At 59.6% G+C, this 19,603-nt stretch carries 10 protein-coding genes and 1 pseudogene; 7 read left to right on the top strand and 4 right to left on the bottom strand.

Going from position 1 to position 19,603, the window contains the following annotated elements:
- Nucleotides 1–405: 405 nt before the first annotated feature.
- From E4631_RS27095 to E4631_RS22225, 3 genes and pseudogenes are all read left to right on the top strand, one after another.
- Nucleotides 406–522: pseudogene (locus E4631_RS27095) on the top strand (hypothetical protein); the annotation flags it as partial.
- Nucleotides 523–871: 349 nt separating this feature from the next.
- On the top strand, nucleotides 872–2,701 hold the full coding sequence (locus tag E4631_RS22230; RefSeq protein ID WP_133657218.1) for an SLATT domain-containing protein: 1,830 nt from the start codon (nucleotides 872–874) through the stop codon (nucleotides 2,699–2,701).
- Between the two features lie 348 nt (nucleotides 2,702–3,049).
- Entirely contained in the window at nucleotides 3,050–6,256 is a 3,207-nt protein-coding gene (locus tag E4631_RS22225; protein WP_166648050.1) for a T9SS type A sorting domain-containing protein, read from the top strand.
- A gap of 108 nt (nucleotides 6,257–6,364) precedes the next feature.
- Here the strand turns inward: E4631_RS22225 and E4631_RS22220 are convergent, their stop codons facing one another.
- The gene (locus E4631_RS22220; protein ID WP_133657216.1) at nucleotides 6,365–10,708 is read right to left on the bottom strand and encodes an ATP-binding protein; all 4,344 of its coding nucleotides are present in this window, start codon (nucleotides 10,706–10,708) and stop codon (nucleotides 6,365–6,367) included.
- On the bottom strand, nucleotides 10,709–12,292 hold the full coding sequence (locus tag E4631_RS22215) for a hypothetical protein (RefSeq protein WP_133657215.1): 1,584 nt from the start codon (nucleotides 12,290–12,292) through the stop codon (nucleotides 10,709–10,711). It abuts the gene before it with no gap.
- A 422-nt stretch (nucleotides 12,293–12,714) separates the two neighbouring features.
- Between E4631_RS22215 and E4631_RS22210 the strand changes: the two genes are divergently transcribed.
- The 4 genes from E4631_RS22210 (at nucleotide 12,715) to E4631_RS22195 (ending at nucleotide 16,260) form a co-directional block, all read left to right on the top strand.
- Nucleotides 12,715–13,212 (top strand): hypothetical protein, encoded by a 498-nt coding sequence (locus E4631_RS22210; RefSeq protein ID WP_133657214.1) that lies wholly within the window; start codon nucleotides 12,715–12,717, stop codon nucleotides 13,210–13,212.
- A gap of 188 nt (nucleotides 13,213–13,400) precedes the next feature.
- Complete coding sequence (locus E4631_RS22205; protein WP_133657213.1) at nucleotides 13,401–14,498, top strand: DUF4932 domain-containing protein; 1,098 nt, start codon at nucleotides 13,401–13,403, stop codon at nucleotides 14,496–14,498.
- A complete protein-coding gene (locus E4631_RS22200; protein WP_133657212.1) occupies nucleotides 14,495–15,562 on the top strand; it encodes a sensor histidine kinase in 1,068 nt (355 codons plus the stop codon). Before E4631_RS22205 ends, E4631_RS22200 begins: the two co-directional genes overlap by 4 nt.
- On the top strand, nucleotides 15,559–16,260 hold the full coding sequence (locus E4631_RS22195; RefSeq protein ID WP_133657211.1) for a LytTR family DNA-binding domain-containing protein: 702 nt from the start codon (nucleotides 15,559–15,561) through the stop codon (nucleotides 16,258–16,260). Before E4631_RS22200 ends, E4631_RS22195 begins: the two co-directional genes overlap by 4 nt.
- A gap of 19 nt (nucleotides 16,261–16,279) precedes the next feature.
- Here E4631_RS22195 and E4631_RS22190 read toward each other — a convergent pair whose 3' ends face one another.
- Complete coding sequence (locus E4631_RS22190) at nucleotides 16,280–16,711, bottom strand: hypothetical protein (RefSeq protein ID WP_133657210.1); 432 nt, start codon at nucleotides 16,709–16,711, stop codon at nucleotides 16,280–16,282.
- A gap of 235 nt (nucleotides 16,712–16,946) precedes the next feature.
- The gene (locus tag E4631_RS22185) at nucleotides 16,947–19,388 is read right to left on the bottom strand and encodes a TonB-dependent receptor (RefSeq protein WP_166648049.1); all 2,442 of its coding nucleotides are present in this window, start codon (nucleotides 19,386–19,388) and stop codon (nucleotides 16,947–16,949) included.
- Between the last annotated feature and the right edge of the window lie 215 nt (nucleotides 19,389–19,603).

Raw genomic sequence — 19,603 nt, 5'->3', positions numbered from 1 at the left:
CCGCTGACCCGCAAGAAATATACGCCTGTCTTTAAAGCCGAGTGCATGCGCCAGATGACCACCTGGGTCCGGCAAGCGGACGCGTGGTCCGTACTGAGGGCCTGTCGCCTGCCCTGCTTGGTCCCTGGCAGCGTCAAGCGTTGGCCGAGACCGTGCCTAGCTGCGCGGAGCGCGAAGAGATGAGCGTTGGGCAGAAGCGGGATAGTCTAAAAAAGTTGTGACCATCTTTGCGCAGCCGCCTCAATCATGAGCCGTTACAAGCTTATCGAGCAGGTGGCGATTACCGAGCCCGTGCAGGTACTCTGCCGCGTGCTACACGCCAGCCCTGCCGGCTACTACTAGTGGCTGGGGCGGGTAGGCCGACCCATGCCTGCGTAGCAGCCTGCGGCCACCGCCACCTTTTCGCGCCATACTCAGCGCTATGGCACCCCACGCCTACGGGCAGAATTGCGCGCCGAAGGGTATGCGGTTGGGCGTTACGCGCTGCGCACTTGGCTACGTCGCCGCGCTTGCGGGCGTTGAGCTGCCTTACCAAGCTGATGTTGCTAGTAATTTGGCCTGAATTCTTGCTTTTAAACACATTTCAGCTTAGCTCATTGTCCGGTTTTATTGGACCATCCCCCCTCTTTTTATTGCAATAAAAAACCTCAAGATTCATGTACCTTCGTCTTTGGCGGCAGGTAACTTAAATCGACGAATTCGGATTTAATCGCTAACATTTAGTTGAATTAAAATATCTCTTTGGTTATAAGTATCTTAATTGAATAAACACCGCCCCGCGTCACTACTTACAATGAAGTGGTATTATGGCATTAGTAAGATATAAGGCGTGAATATTTAAAATAAAAGTATTCCCTGACTCATTTCATTCATGGAAGTCTTAGTTATTGCAACTCTAGCAAGGACGCCTGCTGTCGCAGTTTTTCCTTTGGCCCACGAGTCGGTTGAAAATATTATAAGTACATTAGGTATTACCCCTTACAAATCGATTCTGGTGCTGGCCGGGGGGGCAAAAAACTTAGACAATGCCCTTATTTCCAACCTTACTCTGATATTCAAAAAGGCCCTTGCTAGTGCGGCGGCTGAGGCAGGAGCAATTATTATAGACGGCGGGACCCATGCGGGCGTAATGGCTCTTATGGGCGAAAGCGTGGCCAGCCAGGGATTTCGCTCTACTTTATTGGGCGTTGCGCCAGCCGGGCTAGTTACCTACCCTGGTGGCCCAGTCACCGGGGTGGTTTTAGAGCCTAACCATTCTCACTTTGTGTTAGTAGACGGCGCCGAATGGGGCAGTGAGACGAAGACAATGTACCAGCTAGTGGCTACATTGGCAGCCAGAGAAGGATCTGGTTCGCCGCCGGCTAATCCCAGGGCGGCGGCTAAGAGAGGCAACGTGCCGACCGTCGTTTTTCTGGTAGGAGGCGGGGCCATCGCGCTCAATGAAATTGTGGAAGCCGTGCGGCAGCACCACCTCATTATCGTGCTTGAGGGCAGCGGTGGACTGGCCGACATTTTAGCCGCGGCTTGGCCAAACCGCGATATCGCGACGGACGATGCCAAACTGGCCGAAATATTAGCCGATGGAATACTGAGTATCTACCCCCTGGGCGGCTCGGTGCAAGGGCTGAAAAGACTTTTGATTCGCGAGTTAGGAGGGGAGCAAGTCTTGCTGCAAGCCTGGGAAACCTTCGTCGATTACGACACTAATGCCATAGTGCAGCAACAAAAATTTAATCATCAGCAGCAAGCCGTTATTCTGCTGGGGCTATTGGGCACGGCTTTGGCCATTGGCCAGCAACTCTACGCCCCCAAGGAGCCGGGAAAAACAACCTTGCTGGACGCTTCAGCTTTGCTCGAAGCCAACCAAACGGGGTGGTGGCTGCTCCACCACGCCCTCATCCTACTGCCCATTGCGCTTACAGTGCTCGTCACTGCCACGGGTAGGCTTAAGCAGGGCTCAAAGTGGCTGCTGCTGCGCGCCGGAGCCGAAGCCATCAAGCGCGAAATTTACCGGTACCGCACCCGATCTAAGGGTTATCAGGAGGATGCGGAGCAGCAGTTAGCCTTGCGGATCGAAGAAATAACGCGGCGCACGATGCGCACCGAAGCAAATACCTCGTCCTTGGCGACCCGAGACAAACGATGGGGAGCGGCGCCTCAACTCGGAGCGGCAGAGCCGCGTGATAATGGGCTGGGATTTCTGTCCCCCGGCCAGTACGTAGAAGTGCGGCTAGACAACCAACTGGCGTATTTCCGCCGCAAAGCGGTGCGCATGGAGTCTCAACTAAACGTTTTGTCTTGGTTAACCTATATTGTGGGCGGGGTGGGAACCTACTTGGCAGCCGTGGGCCAGCAGTTGTGGATTGCCTTGAGCACTGCCCTGGTGGCCGCGATAGGCAGCTATCTGGGATACCGCCAAACGGAACACAACCTCACTAAGTACAACCAAGCGGCCACCGACCTATCCAACATCCGGGCGTGGTGGTATGCTCTGCCTCCAGCGCAGCAGGTTTTGCCAGCCACCATCGACTTGTTGGTCGAGCACACCGAGCACACCCTGCAGGCGGAGCTAGACGGCTGGGAACAACACATGCAAAATGCGCTGGACAACCTGCATAAAAAACTTCCGCTTTCTCCGAAGCAAGCGGAGGATGAGGAATTCTCCGTTACCATTGGCAACAGAATTAAGCAATTGTCTTAGAAGCATGGGGCCCGCTTGCTTGTTCTTTCGGCTGCCAGGCTCTATCCTTTCTCGCTGATACTTCAGTTTTGTTGTAGGACTTAACGCCTGGGCTTTCTTTCGCTCTTTCATCTCGTTTCTATTCCTCCTCGTTCAATGCCATCTTCTTTTACCCTTTCTGCCGTCCCCAGCCAGCAATACATGCGTATAAGCGCTTGGTTGCTGGGGTTTTTGCTCAGCCTGGCTGGCCTGCCGCCCGCCCACGCGCAACCGGCTTTTCAAGTAAGCGTGACCCCAGCCGGGCCGCTTAACCAACCACCTGGCAGCAGGGTAACACTAACTGCAAGCACCTCTTACCCCGCCTTTGCCGTGGGAACAGGGTTCAACGGCGCCGTTACATCAACTGTTATTCAGGCCGATGGCAAGATAGTAGTGGGGGGGAGCTTCACGGCTTACAACGGCGTGGCGCGCAACCGCATTGCCCGGCTTAACCTCGATGGCAGCCTGGATGCAAGCTTTGCCCCTACCAGTACCGGGCTGAGCGCGGCTGTCAATGCGTTGACTATCCAGAGTGATGGCAAGATAGTAGTGGGGGGGAGCTTCACGACTTACAACGGCGTGGCGCGCAACCGCATTGCCCGGCTTAACCTCGATGGCAGCTTGGACGCAAGCTTTTCCCCTACCGGCACCGGGCTGAGTGCGGCTGTAAATGCGTTGGCCATCCAGAGCGATGGCAAGATAGTGGTAGGGGGGAGCTTCACTACCTATAATGGCGTGGCCAGCAGGCACGTGGCTCGCCTTGGCCCCGATGGCAGCCTTGATACCTCCTTTGCCCTGACTGGTATGGGGCTAGATAATGCGGTGTATGCAGTTGTCATCCAAAGTGATGGCAAGGTAGTGATAGGCGGAAATTTTACTACTTATGATACGACCTATCGCGACGGCATCGCCCGGCTACTCGGGACCGGCGCCCTCGATACCGGCTTCACGCCTCCTAACGACAACGGACAAGGACACTCTACTGTGCAAAGCCTCGCCATTCAGGCCGACGGCAAAATACTGGTGGGAGGCAACTTGGCCTTTGCATCCGGCAATTCCAGCGTCCTGGTTCGGCTTTCTACAGCGGGCATTGCTGATTTCGGCTTCAATTCCGGCATCACCGATCTGAATGTCGGGGTTTTAGCAATTGGCGTGGATGGCGCCGATGTTTACGCCGGGGTTTGGGGTCCCGCTTCACCCTCCCAGATTATTCGCGTCTTCAACGGCGTACGGGACGCCAGCTTCGCGCCTTCACTGAACAATTCTGTAAATGCTTTAGCGGTGCAGAGCGATGGCAAAATAGTAGCGGGCGGCAGCTTCACGACTTACAACAGCACCACGCGCAATTACATCGCCCGGCTCACGAGGGATGGTGGTCCAGATGACACCGCCGCGCCATTCCCGAGAGACGTTCCTGTTTCCTACAGCTGGAGCCCCGCATACCCGCCCAATAGCCCCAACAACAATACGCTAACGGTAAATACTAGCGGCATTTACACGGCCACCGCCACCGTGGGAGCCCTCTCGGCTACCTCCAATGCCGTGCAGGTTATTATTGCCCCCAGTGTGGTTATTCCCGGGGCATCCAATCCACTCGCGGCTACTGCCCTTGCGGCCGGCAGCTACAACAAGATAATCGTTCAGGCAGGGGGTATCGGCAAGCTGACGGGTGACGTCACGACGCTGGATAGCGTGGTGGTGAAGGCGGGGGGAACCTTGCGCTTAGGAACATACCACATAGTAACTAACCTTGTCGGCATTGCCAGCAGCTTCCGAGTAGAGCCCGGCGCAACCTTGAGCGTGGGCGACCCGGCCGGCATTACGACGACTGCCGGGGGCCCAGGCGGCGGCGCCGTGCAAACCACGACCCGAAGCTTCGCGCCGGATGCCAACTATATCTACACGGGCGCTGCCAGCCAGGTCACGGGCAACGGCCTGCCCACGCAGGTGCGCAATTTGACCGATAGCACGATGCAAGCCGGAGCTACTCTTGCCCTGAGCGCGCCAACTTCCGTGAGCCAGGTGCTTACCCTGGCCAGCGCCGACGATTTCAACCTCAACAGCCAACCGCTCACCCTGCTCTCCTCGGCCAGCGGCACGGCCCTGGTCGTAAATAGCCCCACGGGACGGGTGACGGGGGGCACGGCCACGGTGCAGCGCTACATTGACCCCGCTTTTAATACCGGCGTCGGCGCCCGCTACTACAGCCCACCCGTGGCTGGGACCACCTTCAGGTCTTTAGCTGCGGGAGGCTTTGTCCCCACGCTCAGCCCTCCTAACATATTCAGCTATGACCCTAATCAGCTAACTACCCCGTCGTCTTCCATTAGTAGCGGGCTGGTGCCGGTTACCGACCTCGACGCCCAGCTGGTAGTGGGCAAGGGTTACGCCGTTAATCTGTCGGCTAAGGACAAGGTCAATTTCACGGGCTCGCTTACCACGGGAAGCCAGAGCCTGAACCTTACCCGTACCACCGGGCCCCGGGCCGCCAACGCCGGCTGGAACCTGGTGGGCAATCCGTACCCGGCGCCGCTCGACTGGAGCTTGGTGACCGCAGCGGACCGGCCCAATGTGGACGCTGCTATCTATACCTACGTGAGTACCGGCCTCACTTCCGGATTCTACACCACCTATGTGAACGGGTGGGGCGACACCCCCATTATTGCAATGGGGCAGTCCTTCTTCGTGCGGGCCACCGACAACACGGGAGGTGTCCCCAGCTTAATCTTTCGAAACAGCCAGCGCGTTACCAGCTACGGAACCCCGGCATCGTTCAACCGAGTCGCTGCGGGGGGGACGGGGGTAGCCTTGTCATTGTCGAGCGGTAGTGGCGGTACTGGCGGCGGGGGCAAGCCACCAACGGTCGCTTACGCCGATAATTCCGCTCAGAGTCAAGGATTCAACCCTAGCACCGATGCGTATCGAATTCCGAGTACGAGCGGGGTTGACCTGAGCATTAGTGCACCCACCCAAGCTGATGAACTTTCTATCAAAGCGTATTCGGCGCTAACTACCGGCATGCTAATTCCCCTAACCGTCCGGGTGTCGCAGCCCGACACGTACACGTTGCAAGCTATAACGGTGCAGAACCTGCCGGCTGGGGTATCGGCCTTCCTGGACGACAACGTGAAGGGTATTTCCGTGAACTTGAGTAGCCCGTCCGCTGGTGGGGCCGCCTACTCCTTCGCCATCACCGCCGCCCAGGTCAACCTGCCCATCACGGGCCGTTTCGTACTTCGCTTTGGACCTAAGGTGCTTGCTGCTGCCGGTGCTCAGGCGGCCACGCAGGGCGTTGCCCTCTACCCCAACCCGGCGCATCAGCAGGTTACGGTGCACATTCCGGCGGTGCCGGGCGCTGCCCAGGTGCAGGTCTCACTCTTCAACGAACTGGGCCAGGCCGTGCGCCAACAGGATGCCCCCTTGGCGGTAGCAGGCAGCCGCTTGCCGCTGAACGTGCAGGGCCTAGTCCCCGGCGTATATACTGTCCGCCTGCAGCTGGGCGGTTTCACCGTGTTTCGGCGGCTAGTGCTAGAATAAGTCAGCCGGTGGGCCAAGCAAAAGTTCCTGGATTGCAGCCACGAGCAGTGAATGCGATCCGGTGACTTTTGCTTGGCCCACCGGCTGGCTTCCTGCTTAAGATGGGGCTCAGTTCACTGGCCCGTCGTAATCCTTGGGGTACACGAGTTGCACTTCGTCGTATTCGCGCCAGCCGTCCCCCGGGGTAGTGGTTTTAAGATGCGCTAAGCCCAGCAGAACGGCATTGAAGTAGGGCTGGCGGAACCGTTCCGATGTATAGGATGGAATGTCGCGCACGGCTTCGTATCCGTGGTCGGCAAAGCTGCGGCCTTTGCACATGGCCAATTGGCCGTTGTCATTCAGCCGGCTGTTTCCTTCTTTAATAAGAAAACTGGCAAACCGGTAGAAGTCCAGGTTCCTGCCTTTGTCGGCATAGGGGCGCCAGTACAGCACGCTGATAATACTGGCTGCGGCGCTCAAGGGCTTGGCGCTGATTTGCTGCTTATAATGCCCTAAAAAACCGTCCAGTAAAGCTTGGTTCCCTTGGTTATTCGTCAGAATGGCTTGCTCGCTAATGCGGATTTTCGTAATGGTAGCCATTGGCTCGCCCAAAGTATTGGCCAGCGTAAACGCCTCCCGTATCCGCCCCTCGTGGGCGAGCCCAGTGGCTAAATCAGAAAATACAATCTGCAACGGTTCGCGGCTGAATATCGGCTGGCCGGGCAGTTGCTTGACGAATGACAACAACGCTGGCGTAATGGCCAGTTGTTGCAGCCGGTTGGGGTTTTGTAAGGCAGTCGAAACGGTAAGCAGCATGGCATTACGCCGTTGGCGCGCCGCCGTACTTGGCAGTGGCACCTGGACCAAGGCCTTCATCCAGACCAAATTGGGCAAGTCTTGGCGGAGCCGGGACAGCGCCGCCGTCCGAACGGAGGAGCTGCGGGTGCCCGAGTACCGGTCGGGAAAGGCCGCCTCCACAAAGGCAACACTGTCCAGCATCCGCACCACGCCTGCGTCGGGCACGGGCTGAGCCGCCTCGTGGTGCAGTTGATGGGTAAATACTGCATTGAAAGAGCAGGTGTAGTACGACTCGAAGAGCAGGGTTTTGGGGCGGCCTGGCGCTTGCAGGAAGGTTACCGGACTCTGGCCGTTGGTATAGCCGTTGGCCCCGTTCTCCGCCACGCCCAAATTCCAATCTATGAGGCTCACCTCTTCGCCCGGCTGCATGGCCTGCTTCAACTCTACCAATCTGGCACTATACTGTGAAAACGACCGCGCCGCCGCCGCGGGCTGGTGCTTTAGCTCTTGCAGGTAGATGCCGTGCATCTTGGCCAAAAAGGCTTGTAGGAAAAGGCTGTTGCGCCGGTACTTGGCGGCAGTAATCGGGTGTGCGTAAAATGTCCGCTCGTTCTGTTCGATGAACAGTGGCTCGCCGGCTGCGACCTGCGGGGCCGCTTGCCACAGCATCTGCCAGGCTTTGTCGCGCGTGGCAAGAGGCACCGAAAAACTCACGCGGTCGGAATTAAGGTAGTCGGGGTTGACCGCTCCGGCGCGCGCCTCGTCCGCGGCGTAGGCCTTACCAAAAGACGGATTCACATCATAAACGACGTAAGAGGGGCTCACGCTTAGCAAGCTATACACAGCCGCGGCGTACGTTTTATTAAACGTTTCGCCGCCCACCCGGCTGCAACGCCGCAGCAAATTGAGCGTATTTTCCGGCGTTAAAAGCTCGTATTTTACCAAGTAGGGCAGCACGGCAATGCCTCCGTCGCGGGTGTTGGGTTTGTTGGCTTTAGTGCTCAAGGAGTCCAGGCATTGGGCTACCCGCGCCGGTTGCCGACGGGCCGCAAAAATAATAGCACTGCTGAGATAGCCGCCGCTGTGGGCCGTACTGCTCACCCCTTCATCGGCTAGTAGCAGTAGCTGGGGCGGGAACAGGCGCTTGAATTGCTGGCGGGCCGCTGGCGAACCAAACGGGTTCAGGCCTTCCAGAAAAGCTAGCTCGGCCGGCTGGTAATTTCCTTGCCCCAGCAATACCCGTAGACATAGGCCAAAGTCGACAGGGCTAGGCGCGGAACCTGCCGTTTGCCGCACTTCCAGTTGAACGTAGCGGTATAAGTAAAGCAACAATTTTTGCTTGCTGGCTGCTAGGCGCTGAAACGCGGCCTGCCGCACCCGCACCGGCTGAACGACCACGGCTTTTTGCTGCTCGGCGCTCAGCAAATAATGGGTAATGGCCATCACGCCGAGCGCCGTGTATACGGCCTGGGCGCGCTGCTGGCCTTTTCCCAACGGGGCGTTGGGAAACCGAGCACGGTGTGCGGCCTGGTCAAGGCGACGGTCCAAATCGAAGAGAAGCGGCTGCAGGTAGGGGTTTTCCCGCTCGACGGAATCGTAATCTATGTTGTTTGCCCACGCATACATGCTTAGTTCAATGTCCAGCGCTAGGCTGTCATCGTCTACCGCGTCGAGTAGGTGGGGAAAGGCATATTCTGCCGCCGGGTGGCCGCCGAGCCAGGGCCGATACACCATGTTTTTCAACCGGTCAGTATGCAACAGAAACCGGGCTTTGTCGTCCACCGCCACATAAGGCGATTTTAGATAAGGCGTGCGCTCCGTAATGATAGAGTATGCCACGTAGTCGCTCTGCTGTTGGCGCGCCGACCAAGCCCACCAGCCCAGGGCCACAAGCAGCACAGGCAGCAGCACTACTGCTGCCAGACGGCCGACGCCGTAGCGCGCGGCCAAGAGTTGAAAGCGCAAGCGCCGGCGGCTGGCTATTAGAAAGCGTGCGAGCACCGAGGCTTGGGCTGCGGCCGGCGCTTGGCTGGTACCGGCTTCGGGGCCGGTGATGCGGTTGCTGGTACCTACGTAATGCGCTAGCCAGTTAGTCAGGCTTTTTTTGCGGCGGCTCCACTCCGAGAAGTAGGTGTAAGCGCCAATCGGCAGCAGGAAGCCCGTGTTTTCGTGATTATCCTGCCAGCGGTTAGCTTGCTGCATAAAGTCCGCTGCCACCCGCACGTCTTCGGCTTCTGCCCTCGCCCACTGGCTGAGGTGGTCCCAGTTCCGAATAAGGCTCTCGTGGGTAATGTCTAGCACCGCGTCGGGCGGCAGCCCCGTTGTGCCGTCTTCGTCCTCGCCTAAGAAGGGCGACAAGAACGTGGTGCCGGGCTGCCGGAAAGGCCGCAGAATGCGGCACACCACGGCCCACGGCAGCGCCTCCTCGTTGATAACCTCGGTGATTTCGGCACCGGTTAGGCGGTTGCGCACCACGCGCTGCCCGTCGGTGCGGGTGAGCACCCGAAACGTCTGCTCAATTACTCGTTCGGCGGTGCCCGGCGGCAGGGCAGGCTCGAATGCCTTGTTGTACAGGGCGGTGGCGTCGAAGTAGAGTTGATTGGCGTGGGCATCCAGCACGTTGCGTAGCGAAGCATTGGCTAATAAAAACTGCTGCTCCGGCCCCGACAGCGCGGCGCGCCAGCGCGCGAAGCGGGCCTGCTCGGTTGAGGGCAATTCGTCGCTCATGCCGCCCACCATGGCGTAATGGATGAGGTCCAGTTCCTCGCGGCCCTGGTCGGCAGCCAGCCAGATGCGGCGCAGCGCGTGCTGTAGCACCGGCAACTGGTCCTGCCCGATGCGAATGTCGTAGAGTAAGCGCTGCACCAGTCGCTCGCTGATGCGGTTGCCGCTGAGCAGGGCCGGCTCCTTGATGACTTCGACAAATTCGTGGCGTAGCAGCCGCGGCACAAAGTATTGGCTCGCACCAATCTGTTCAATCAACCCCCGGAATTCGGCGCACTGCCCCACAAAGTCCGAGCGCATGGTGCACACGATGTATATGGGCAGGTTCTGGGATTCGGCCAGGCGCGTGGTTTCCAGCAGTAGGTTCACCACGGTTTGGGCTGCCGCATTGGGACCCTCTTTAGTATAATTTTCCGGGTTGGTGAAAAATTCCTCGAATTGGTCGACCACCAGCAGCAGGTTGCTTGCCTTGAGTTGGTGGCGGCGATGCTCCGCGGGCGTGAGGCCTTCCGATAGCTCGGCGGGTGGGTGTAGCGGCGAGGCCTGGTAGAGCTGCACCAGCGTCGAAAACCCCTGTTCTAATTCCGTTTCGATGGCGGCGCTGCTTTCCAACTGCAGGGCCCCGGCTAGAGCCTTTGCCAGGTTGCGCAGCGGGCTGCGCTCGGGCCGAAACGTGGCCACCGCCCAGTTGCTATAGCGCCCGCGCAGGAAGCCGGCCCGCACCTCGGGCAGCAGGCCAGCAAATACCAGCGATGACTTGCCATCGCCCGAGGCACCGGTTATCATTATAAAGCGCCGCTCGGCTAACAGGGCCAGGCATTTGGCCACGTGGCTCTCGCGGCCCCGGAAGTAAATAGCTTCGTCTTCTGTAAAGGTGCGCAGGCCAGTGTAGGGACAAATCGGCTCTTCAGCCCCAAACAGCGAGGATGGCGGGGTAGAAAAAGCGGCCATTTACGCGTTTGTATTAATATGTTCGAGTACGCGCCGCACTTCGGCACTCACCCCCAGATGTGACTTAATACAAGAAATAACCCGCGGGGCCTTAAAACCACGCATCCGGTTCTGCACCGGCTCGTCTTCGCCCACAAACAGGATTGGCGTGGTTGAGCCGGCGCCCCCCACCAATCGCCAGACCTGCTTGACGAAGGGCAGCGCCCAGTCGCCCCCGTGCTTGAAGTATACCACCGCCAACTTGCTTTTGGGGATGCTGCGCACCGTGATGTCCTTATAGAGGTCTTCGCTATCGGGCTCAATGGTGAGCATCTCCAGAGGGAATTCCTCGCTTAAGCGGTCGGTGATTTGGTTGGCTTCTTCGCTGTCCAGTTCATTGAAGACAAAGAAGATATCGGTTTCTTTTTCCGCCGTTTGCACCGAGGGTGCTACCCGGCCGAGTGTGCTGCGCATGTCTTCTACCAGTTGCATGGCGTTGGGAGCATTGGTAAAGATGCAGCGCTCCGTCAGCTCGTTGCGGATAGTGTTGACAAAATCTTTTTGAGCAGGCTTCACCGCCAGGGCCTCGTCGGGGCAGTACCACACAAACTGGCGAAAAGCTGGCGCGTCGGCCGCCTCGCGGCGGGCTTCCTGGTAGGCAAACATGGGGAAGGAGCAGTCTTCGTCGTCCTCAAACCGGCGTCCAAACTCATTGCCTAGCAGATGCAACGCGCAGGTTGCGGCCGCAAGTGCCTCCCGCGTCCGGGTGCGAAACTCATCTTCGCTCAAAGGGCAGTCGGTCGTTGGCACCACATGCATGCCAGCCTTGGCACATACCAAGGCCAACTCTTCGCGCCGGGCCGCCAGTTCCTTGGAGGCCCAGGCCAAAAATACCACCGGTTGTGTTGGGTTCGTCCCGGTCGCTGGGCCCGGGTCCGGTTTAGGGGAAGGGTCTGGTGCACTCGCCTGCGGCAGGCGCGCGCCTGCCGCAGGCGAGTGCACCAACAGCTTGCTAGCTGCGACCAGCTCCTTGATAGCGTTGGCGACTTTATTGATTTGGTTGCGGTATAGCAGTCCATCGGCAGGGCGGGGCAGTTCGTCGTCCTTGGGCCGCAGCGGCCGGTTCACCCCCAGGTCCTGGTAGACAAAGTCGATGGTGCGCAGCTGTCCGTTGAGGCTGCGTTCAAGCAATTTCACATCATCCGCGTCCAGGTTGTGGATGCGCACGGGCAGAATCCGGCTGCCGAAGTTGCCGTTGGGCAGGCGTAGCGACAGACCTAGCCGGTCAGCGCTGGCCTGCTGTAGAAAAGGCAGAAATTCGTGCTGCCAAGAAAAACGCTCGGTGTCGCAGTACGTCTGCGAAATGAGCGGAATTAAAATAAATGAGCGCAGGCGGTGGGCCAGACTCTGCCCAACCTGATGGCTGTCTCCCAAGCCTTCCTTGCGATCCTTGTCAAAATATATAGTCAGGCGCTCCTTAATGGTAGCAGCCAATTCTTCCTGTAGGCGAGCTACGAATTCGGTTACCCAACCATCAAACAAGTTGTCATTGTGCCGGTAACTGATAAATATATCGTGTTCAAATTCAGGGAATAAGGCAGACATGAATAACTATTTATAAAAAGCGACCAGCGAGGAAAAAAGGCTTTGCCCAAATTTACAAGCATTTTGGACGAAGGGCCAGGGTCTTCATTTCTAGTCCAGCAGATTTACTTATCGATTTTCGAACTTTCAACGTCCCTGCTATGCTTCCCAAGCTTAAATGTTACTAAGGGCAAGCCGGCCGTTTCTCAGCTTTGACAGTGCATTTCAGGTATGGGGTGGGAGACGCAAAGAAGGAACTGTTGGGGCCCTTATTGGACTATTTAGTATTAATAGTCAGTAGCTTACAAGATTGCGCCTGTCTAATAGAGTTCTCTTGTGATTATCTCAGTAAGCTGGGACCAATTAGTAAACGTTAACTGTGCTTATTATCAATTATTACTAACTAGCCATTATTTGAATTGCATAAGTCGGTAGCTGCCTCTGTGGAATCAGGCGGGCGCATCGATTTCTTTTATTTCAACGATTCCACTGCGCATTTTCCGCCTGCACGCGTAGACCGCACCCTGCATGACGGCGACCAAGTGCGCCTTGGGGCGACCACCCCGATGGCCCACCTCACGGCGGGCCACACACTGGGCGATACCACCTGGACGCTGGACGTACCCGAAGCCGGCCATACCTACCACGTCGTTATCTTCGGAGGAGCCGGGGTCAACCCGGGTGATAATCTGGTCAACGATGCCTACTACCCCCAGCAGGCCGCCGATTTTGAGCGGACCTTCCAAACGGCCCGCGCCCTGCCGTGCGACATCTTCCTCGGGGCGCATGGCGTGTACTTCGGCCTGCTGGCGAAATACCAGCGCCTTCAGCCTGGCAGCCCCAATCCGTTTATCGACCCCGCCGGCTACCAGACTTACGTAACTGATTGCGAGCAGGCCTTTCGGGTTGAACTGGCCCGGCAATGGGCGGCTTCTCATTAACGGCCGTCAGCGACCACGCCAGACACCAATTGGTTTTCCTAGGTCCTACACTGGACCTGTTGCAACTGGTAGCGTTAATTGGCCCGCTAATTAAGCGTTGGTCAACGAAAAAAGGGAGGTTGTCACTTGGAGTTTAGTGGCCGGCGGCTGGTGGTTTCCTTCGAGCAACTAACTCATCAGCCGTACCTATGAAGCCCCTGTTTACGCTACTACTGGCCCTTTTGACCGTTCAGGTGCTGGTGGCCCAACCCCACGTCGCTACCGCCCCGGCTAACCAGCTGACGGTGACGGCCCACCCCGGCATCGAGCTGTTCACGATTGTGCAGCTGCTGGCGGGCAAGTACCCGCTGCCTAATAAGTCGGCCTACACCGCGGAAGTAGAGGCATATTTCACCCCCTTTGCCAACCACCCGGCCGTGCGGCAGGCCCGGCGGCTGCCCAAGGTGTACACCGACCTGCCCGAACTGGGGTATTGCTTCGACAACTTTCCCGCCGTGCGCATTCACTACCCGGCGCACACGAACTGGTACGCCCTGAACGGCGAAGACACTATCCAGACCTATATGCGGCTCTGCCAGCAGTTTTTTGAGGATAGTCATTTCTGGGCTTTTTACCAGCGGCACCAGGTCGATTACGCCGCTTGGGCCCAGCCTGTACAAGCCCAGCTCACCAGCCAGGGCCTTATCAGCAAGCTCGATTCTTTCTATCGCTTTCGCACCCAGGCTGCCCACTGGACCATCTTGCTAGACCCCCTCAACAGCTGGGGAGCGCACGCCATTATGGCCAAAAACCTCAACCCACGCTACGCCGACCAGGTGGTTTACAACGTAGGTTTTCTCACCAATAAGTTGACTGCCAGCGGTGTGCCCACCTTCTCCCTCGGTGCGGAGGCGATAATGCTGGTGTGGCACGAGGGAAGCCACATCTACACCGCAGCCTTGCAGCAGCGATACAAGGCCGACATCGGGAAGCTGGCGTACCTGCTTAACCAGGCTGACCCGGGCATGAAGCACAATAACATCGACAACTGGGCGCACTGCTTCGACGAGAACCTGGTGCGCGGTATCGTCATTGCCCTGTTTCGGCAGTACCAGCCGCCGAAGGAGGCCCGCAAGCAGGCGGCCCGGGAAGTAGTGGAGGATTTCCAATACGCCGGCGCGATTGCCGACGTGATTTCGGCCCGGTATCTTGGCCAGCGCACCGACCAGAACTTCAAGCAGTTCTTTCCCGAAGTCCTCGCCTACCTGGCCCGGAAGTACCCCACCGCCGCCTCGGCTACTCAATGATTGCTGCCCGCCCCCGCGCCTGGTCCGAGTGGCCCGTTCATCTGCTGGTCTGGACGCTGCTGCTCGTCAAGGACGTAGTGGCGACGTATGGCTCGCCCACCTACCAGGTGCCCAAAACGGCCGCAGGTACGTATTGGCTGCTGGCACTAGGCTACCTGCTCATCAACGCGACGGCGTTTTACCTGCCCGTAGGGCTGGTAGCCCGGCCCTTGCTGGCTGGCGGGCGCGAGTGGCGGCCGTTTGCCCGGGCGGGTGGGGGGCTGCTGCTGAGCCTGCTGCTCATCACGGCGGTGCGCTACGGGCTGGAGTTTCAGGTGTTCAAACCCCTGCTCGGCTTCGACAACTACCAGATGAACCGCGCCTTCACGGCCCGCTGGTTTGTGGAGAACAGCGTCCGGTTTTATTTCGACTACGTGCTATATGGACTGCTCTACGCCGTCATTCGGCACAGCTTGCGAGCGGAGCGGCGGCGGCGCGAAACCGAACAGGCTAACACCACGGCCGAGCTGACCTTTCTGCGCTCGCAGCTCAATCCGCACTTCCTGTTTAACACCCTCAACGACATTTACGCGCTGGTCTACCAGAAGTCGGATGCCGCGCCGGGGGCTTTGCTGAGGCTCTCAGAGCTGCTGCGCTACATGCTGCACGAAGCCCCCCACGACCGGGTGCCACTAGCCCGCGAGCTGGCCTACCTGGACGGGCTAATTGACTTGCAGCGCCTCGGGATGAAGGGCAGCCTTCACTTGGACTACCAGCTACTGGGGCCGCTCGATGGGCAAACTATCGCGCCGCTGCTGTTGGTGTCGTTCGTGGAAAACGCCTTCAAGCACGGGGTGCTGACCGATGCCGCACGGCCCGTGACGCTCCACCTCGCGCTGACGGCGACGAGCCTGGACTTTTACTTGCGCAACGCTAAGCAGGCGCCGCAGCAGCAAGACCAGCTCGGCGGCATCGGGCTGGCCAACGTGCGGCGGCGGCTGGCGCTGCTCTACCCCGCCCGGCACACGCTAACCGTGGCCGATACCCTTACTGCCTTTCAAGTTACGCTCCACCTCGCCCTATGACCAACCCGATTCAGTGCCTGCTGGTGGATGATAAGCCGCTGGCCCTCGACATTCTAGCTGACTACGTGGCCCAGGTTCCGGCCCTGCACTTGGCGGGCAGCAGCCAAAACCCGGTGGAGGCTCTGAACTGGGTGGAAGAGCGGCGCATTGAGTTGATTTTCCTCGACATCCAGATGCCGCAACTCACGGGGCTTCAGTTCTTGCAGGCCCTGAACCGGCGCGCCCAGGTGGTGCTGACCACCGCCTATGCCGAGCACGCGCTCACGGGCTTCGAGCACGACGTTATTGACTACCTGCTTAAGCCCATTCCCTTCGAGCGCTTCTATCAGGCCGTGGAGAAAGCCCAGCGGCGGTTGCGCCCCACACCCGCCGAAACGTCCCGCCCCTACCTATTCATCAAAACCGAGCACCGCATGCAGCGGGTCAATTTGGCCGAGGTGCTCTACCTGGAAGGCTTGCAGAACTACGTGCTCATCCACACGGCCACGGAGAAGCTGCTGGCCCGACAAACCATCAGCAGCCTGGAAGCGAGCCTGCCCGTCGCGGGGTTTGTACGGGTGCATAAGTCGTTTATCGTGGCGTTGGCCCACATCCACATTGTGGAACGCAGCCGGATTTTTATTCGGGTAGCCGCGGGTGAGCCCCGGATAATTCCCGTCGGAGACGCGTACCGCAGCGCCTTCTACGGCCGACTGTAGTGCCAGTGGCCCGCATTGGCTACAGTACGGGGGCAGACATCCGCGGCCGGTTGGTGAGCGTGGCAACCAGTGAGTTGCGTTGGTAAAGACGCACTGTTTGGGAGTAGCAGGCACCGGGCGTTTGCAGCTCCAGCGTGTAGGTGCCCGCCGGGAAGGCAGTCAGGATGTAGTCGCCGGCGAAGCGGGCCTGCTGCTTCAGCTCCGAGTACAGCACCTGGCCCTGGGCATCGCGCACGCGCAGGCGTACCGCGGCGCAGTCGTCACTTTCGTAGCGCACCCGCAGCACCGCCGAGCCGGGCAGCGGCGTGATGATAACCCGCAGCCCCACGGTCGGCGGCGTAGCGGGCCGGGTGAGCGGGCGGGCATCGCCGGGGTGGGAAGCAGTTAGCCCGAGGGCGAGGAGGGTGAGAGCACTCACGCGGCGCACAGACAAGAAAAAGGCGGTTGTCATGGCAGTAAAATGTTAGTTAGCTAAGATTATAAAGATTTGGCCAGTAGATATATATGAGGAGTAGTGGCTGTTCTCGGCAAGCGGTACTGCCCTAGGCGGCCAGTTGGCTAAGCGTGGGGGGCAGGCCTTAGTCAATGCCTTCGCCAAGCCCTGCAAGCAATAGTACAGCGTACCGCCAGCGCAAGCCCGGCCGGTAGCGGGCAGACGGGCGGCGGAGCGAAGCGCCGGCTTGTCGCTAGCCGCCGAAGCCGCCGGCGTCGCCTGCAGGCTGGTTTTCAATGCTGCCGGCGGGCTTGTGGGTGCCTAGAAACCAGGTGAAGCCCAGGTAGCTCACGCGCGTTTCGTACTTGGTTTGCAGGTTGGTGCTGAGGCCTTCGGCCGCGAGCTGGGTGTACTGGCGGCGCGTGTTGAACACGTCGCTAACGCGCAGCGTGAGGGCCGCCCGGTCGTGGAATAACCGCTGGCGCAGGGCCACATCCACCCCGTACACGGCCAGCAGGCGACCCTGCGGCACCACGAGCGGGGCGCGGTAGTTGCCGCTAGCTTGCACGGCCAGCGTCTTGGTGGGGCTGAAGCTGCTGAGCAAATACGCCGTGCCGGTGAAGTTGGCGCGGGTGCCATCGCCCGTGTAGCTGGCCACTTGGTTGTGGTAGAATGAGCCGTTGGCCGTGAGCTTCCACCACGTCGTCAGGGTTTGCGTCAGCGACAGTTCCAGCCCGTAGCTGGCCGTGTTTCCGAAATTGGCGTAGCTGGTGCGGGTGATGAAATCAGGCTGGCCACTGAGGCGGGTGGCCACCGTATCAATCGTGCGCAGGCTCTGGATGGACTGGCTGGCAAAGCGCCCGAAAAGCGTGGTATTAAGCGTGGTGGCTTTCCATGCTACCTGGTGGCCCAGCTCCACGGTGTGCGTGTACTCGGGGCGCAGGTCGGGGTTGCCGACCACGTAGTTGCGGGCGTCGGAATAGATGGGCAGGGCAATGATTTGCAGAAAGTTGGGCCGGTTGAGCCGGCGCGAATAGCCGAGCTGCAGGCGCTGCTCGTGGGGCAGCGTGCGGGCCACCGTGGCCGAGGGGAATAGGTTGAAAATGCGCTGGTTGGCGGATCCCGTGGGCAACACCTGGGCTTGCAGCCCCGTGTATTCGGCCCGCAGCCCGGCCTGGTACTCCCACGCCCCCGCCTTTTGCTGATAAGAGCCGTAGGCCTGCGGAATGAACTGCCGGTAGTGGTAGTGGTAGGAGCCCGCTTCCTGCCGCACGAAGTCAGCCCCGGCCATCGGCTGCACCGCCAACTCCTCCGAGCCGGGCGTTACGAGCAGGTCGGTTTTCAGCCCCGCGCCCCAGCGGCGCTTGTCGTCCAGCGGCTGGACGTAGTCCACTTGCGCCGAGGGCAGGTGAATGGTCACGTCGAGCAGCTGCTGGCGGGCCTGGCGCGAATAATTAGCGGAGCCGTCCAGCACGCGCTGCTGAGTCGTGACGGTGCCGCCATCCAAGATGTAGGTGGCGCTGGCGGTCAGCTCGCGGCCGGGGTGCGCCACCCAGGTGCGCCGGTAGTTGCCCGCGATGCGGCCGGTGTAGAGGTTATCAACCTCCAGATTCTGGTTTTGCAGGCCGATGGGGGGGGCGGTAGCGTGCGTGAGCAGCGTGGCGAAGTCCTGCGTGGTGCGGAAATCCTGCTTGTTGCCCTGCACCGTCAGGGTTAGGCGTTGCTCGTCGCTGAAGGCGTAGTCCGCGCCTAGGCGCAGGTTGTAGTTGATTTGGTGGCGCGCACTTTGGCCCGTCTGGTCGGTGCGGGTGGTGTAGCCGTCCACCGTGGCCACCTGCTGCAAGGCCGAGCTGCCCTGGAACCAATTATTCAGCCCATCGGCACTGCCAAAAAAGTTGAATTTGCCCACCTGCCGGTTGAGATTGAGCGACGCGGTGTATTTGTCGCGGGTGCCCACTGTGGCCAGCGCATCGCCGTTCCAGCCGGTCTGGACTTGTTTTTTCTGCACCAGGTTGATGATGCCACCCGTGCCCTGGGCCGAGTATTGGGCCCCCGGATTGGTGATAACCTCAATGGTTTCGAGGCGGCTGGCGGGCAACTGGTCGAGGCGCAGGTTGCTGGGCGCAGGCTTACCGTCGAGGTAGAGCGTGACGCTCGCATTGCCCCGCAGGCTGACTTGCCCGTTCTCATCCACGGCCACGGCGGGCACTTTTTGCAGCATGTCGGCCACCGTGCCGCCCGCGCTATTCAGGTCTTTATCCACGTTGAGCACGGTTTTGCCCAGCTCGGTGACCACTGCCGCCTTTTCGCCCTGCACCACCACGCCGCCGAGCTGCACGGCCGCCGGGGCCACCAGCCACTCGCCCAGGCGCACCGCCGGGGTAGCCGCGTCTAGCGCCATAAGCCGGCGGGCGGGCTGGTAGCCCAGCACCTCGGCCCGCAGCAGGTAGCGGCCTTGCTTGACGCCAGCCAGCGTAAAGCTGCCGTTTTCAAGTGTTTGGGCATTGCCCACCACGGTCGAGTCGGGCAAGCGCAGCAGCAGCACGTTGGCAAAGGGCAGCGGCTGGCGCGTGCGCTGGTCCAGCAGCGTGCCGGCCACGGTGCCCGGCGTTTGCGCGGCTAGCGCACCGGGCAGTAGGCCAAGCGCCAGCAGCAGGAGCCACCCAAGTAGCTGCCGGCCTGGGCGAATAATCACTTGGCTAATCTCAGCAAGTAATTGGTTAACAATGTTAATTGCAATGCAAGTTACTAGGCAATGCATAGTAAATTGAGCTGAGAAAACCGGCTGATTCATGGGGAGAAGGAGAAAATCGATGAAAAAGTGGGCGGCGTTTTGGCGTCTTCCGGCCATAGCTACCCTGGCGGCCGAGGATGCCGCGAGTTGCCGGGGGGGCAAGGCAAAAGCAGGGC

Source organism: Hymenobacter sp. UV11 (assembly GCF_004684095.1).
GTDB lineage: Bacteria > Bacteroidota > Bacteroidia > Cytophagales > Hymenobacteraceae > Hymenobacter.
Note: the sequence above shows the minus strand (reverse complement) of the source record. Positions and strands in the feature narration are given on the sequence as shown.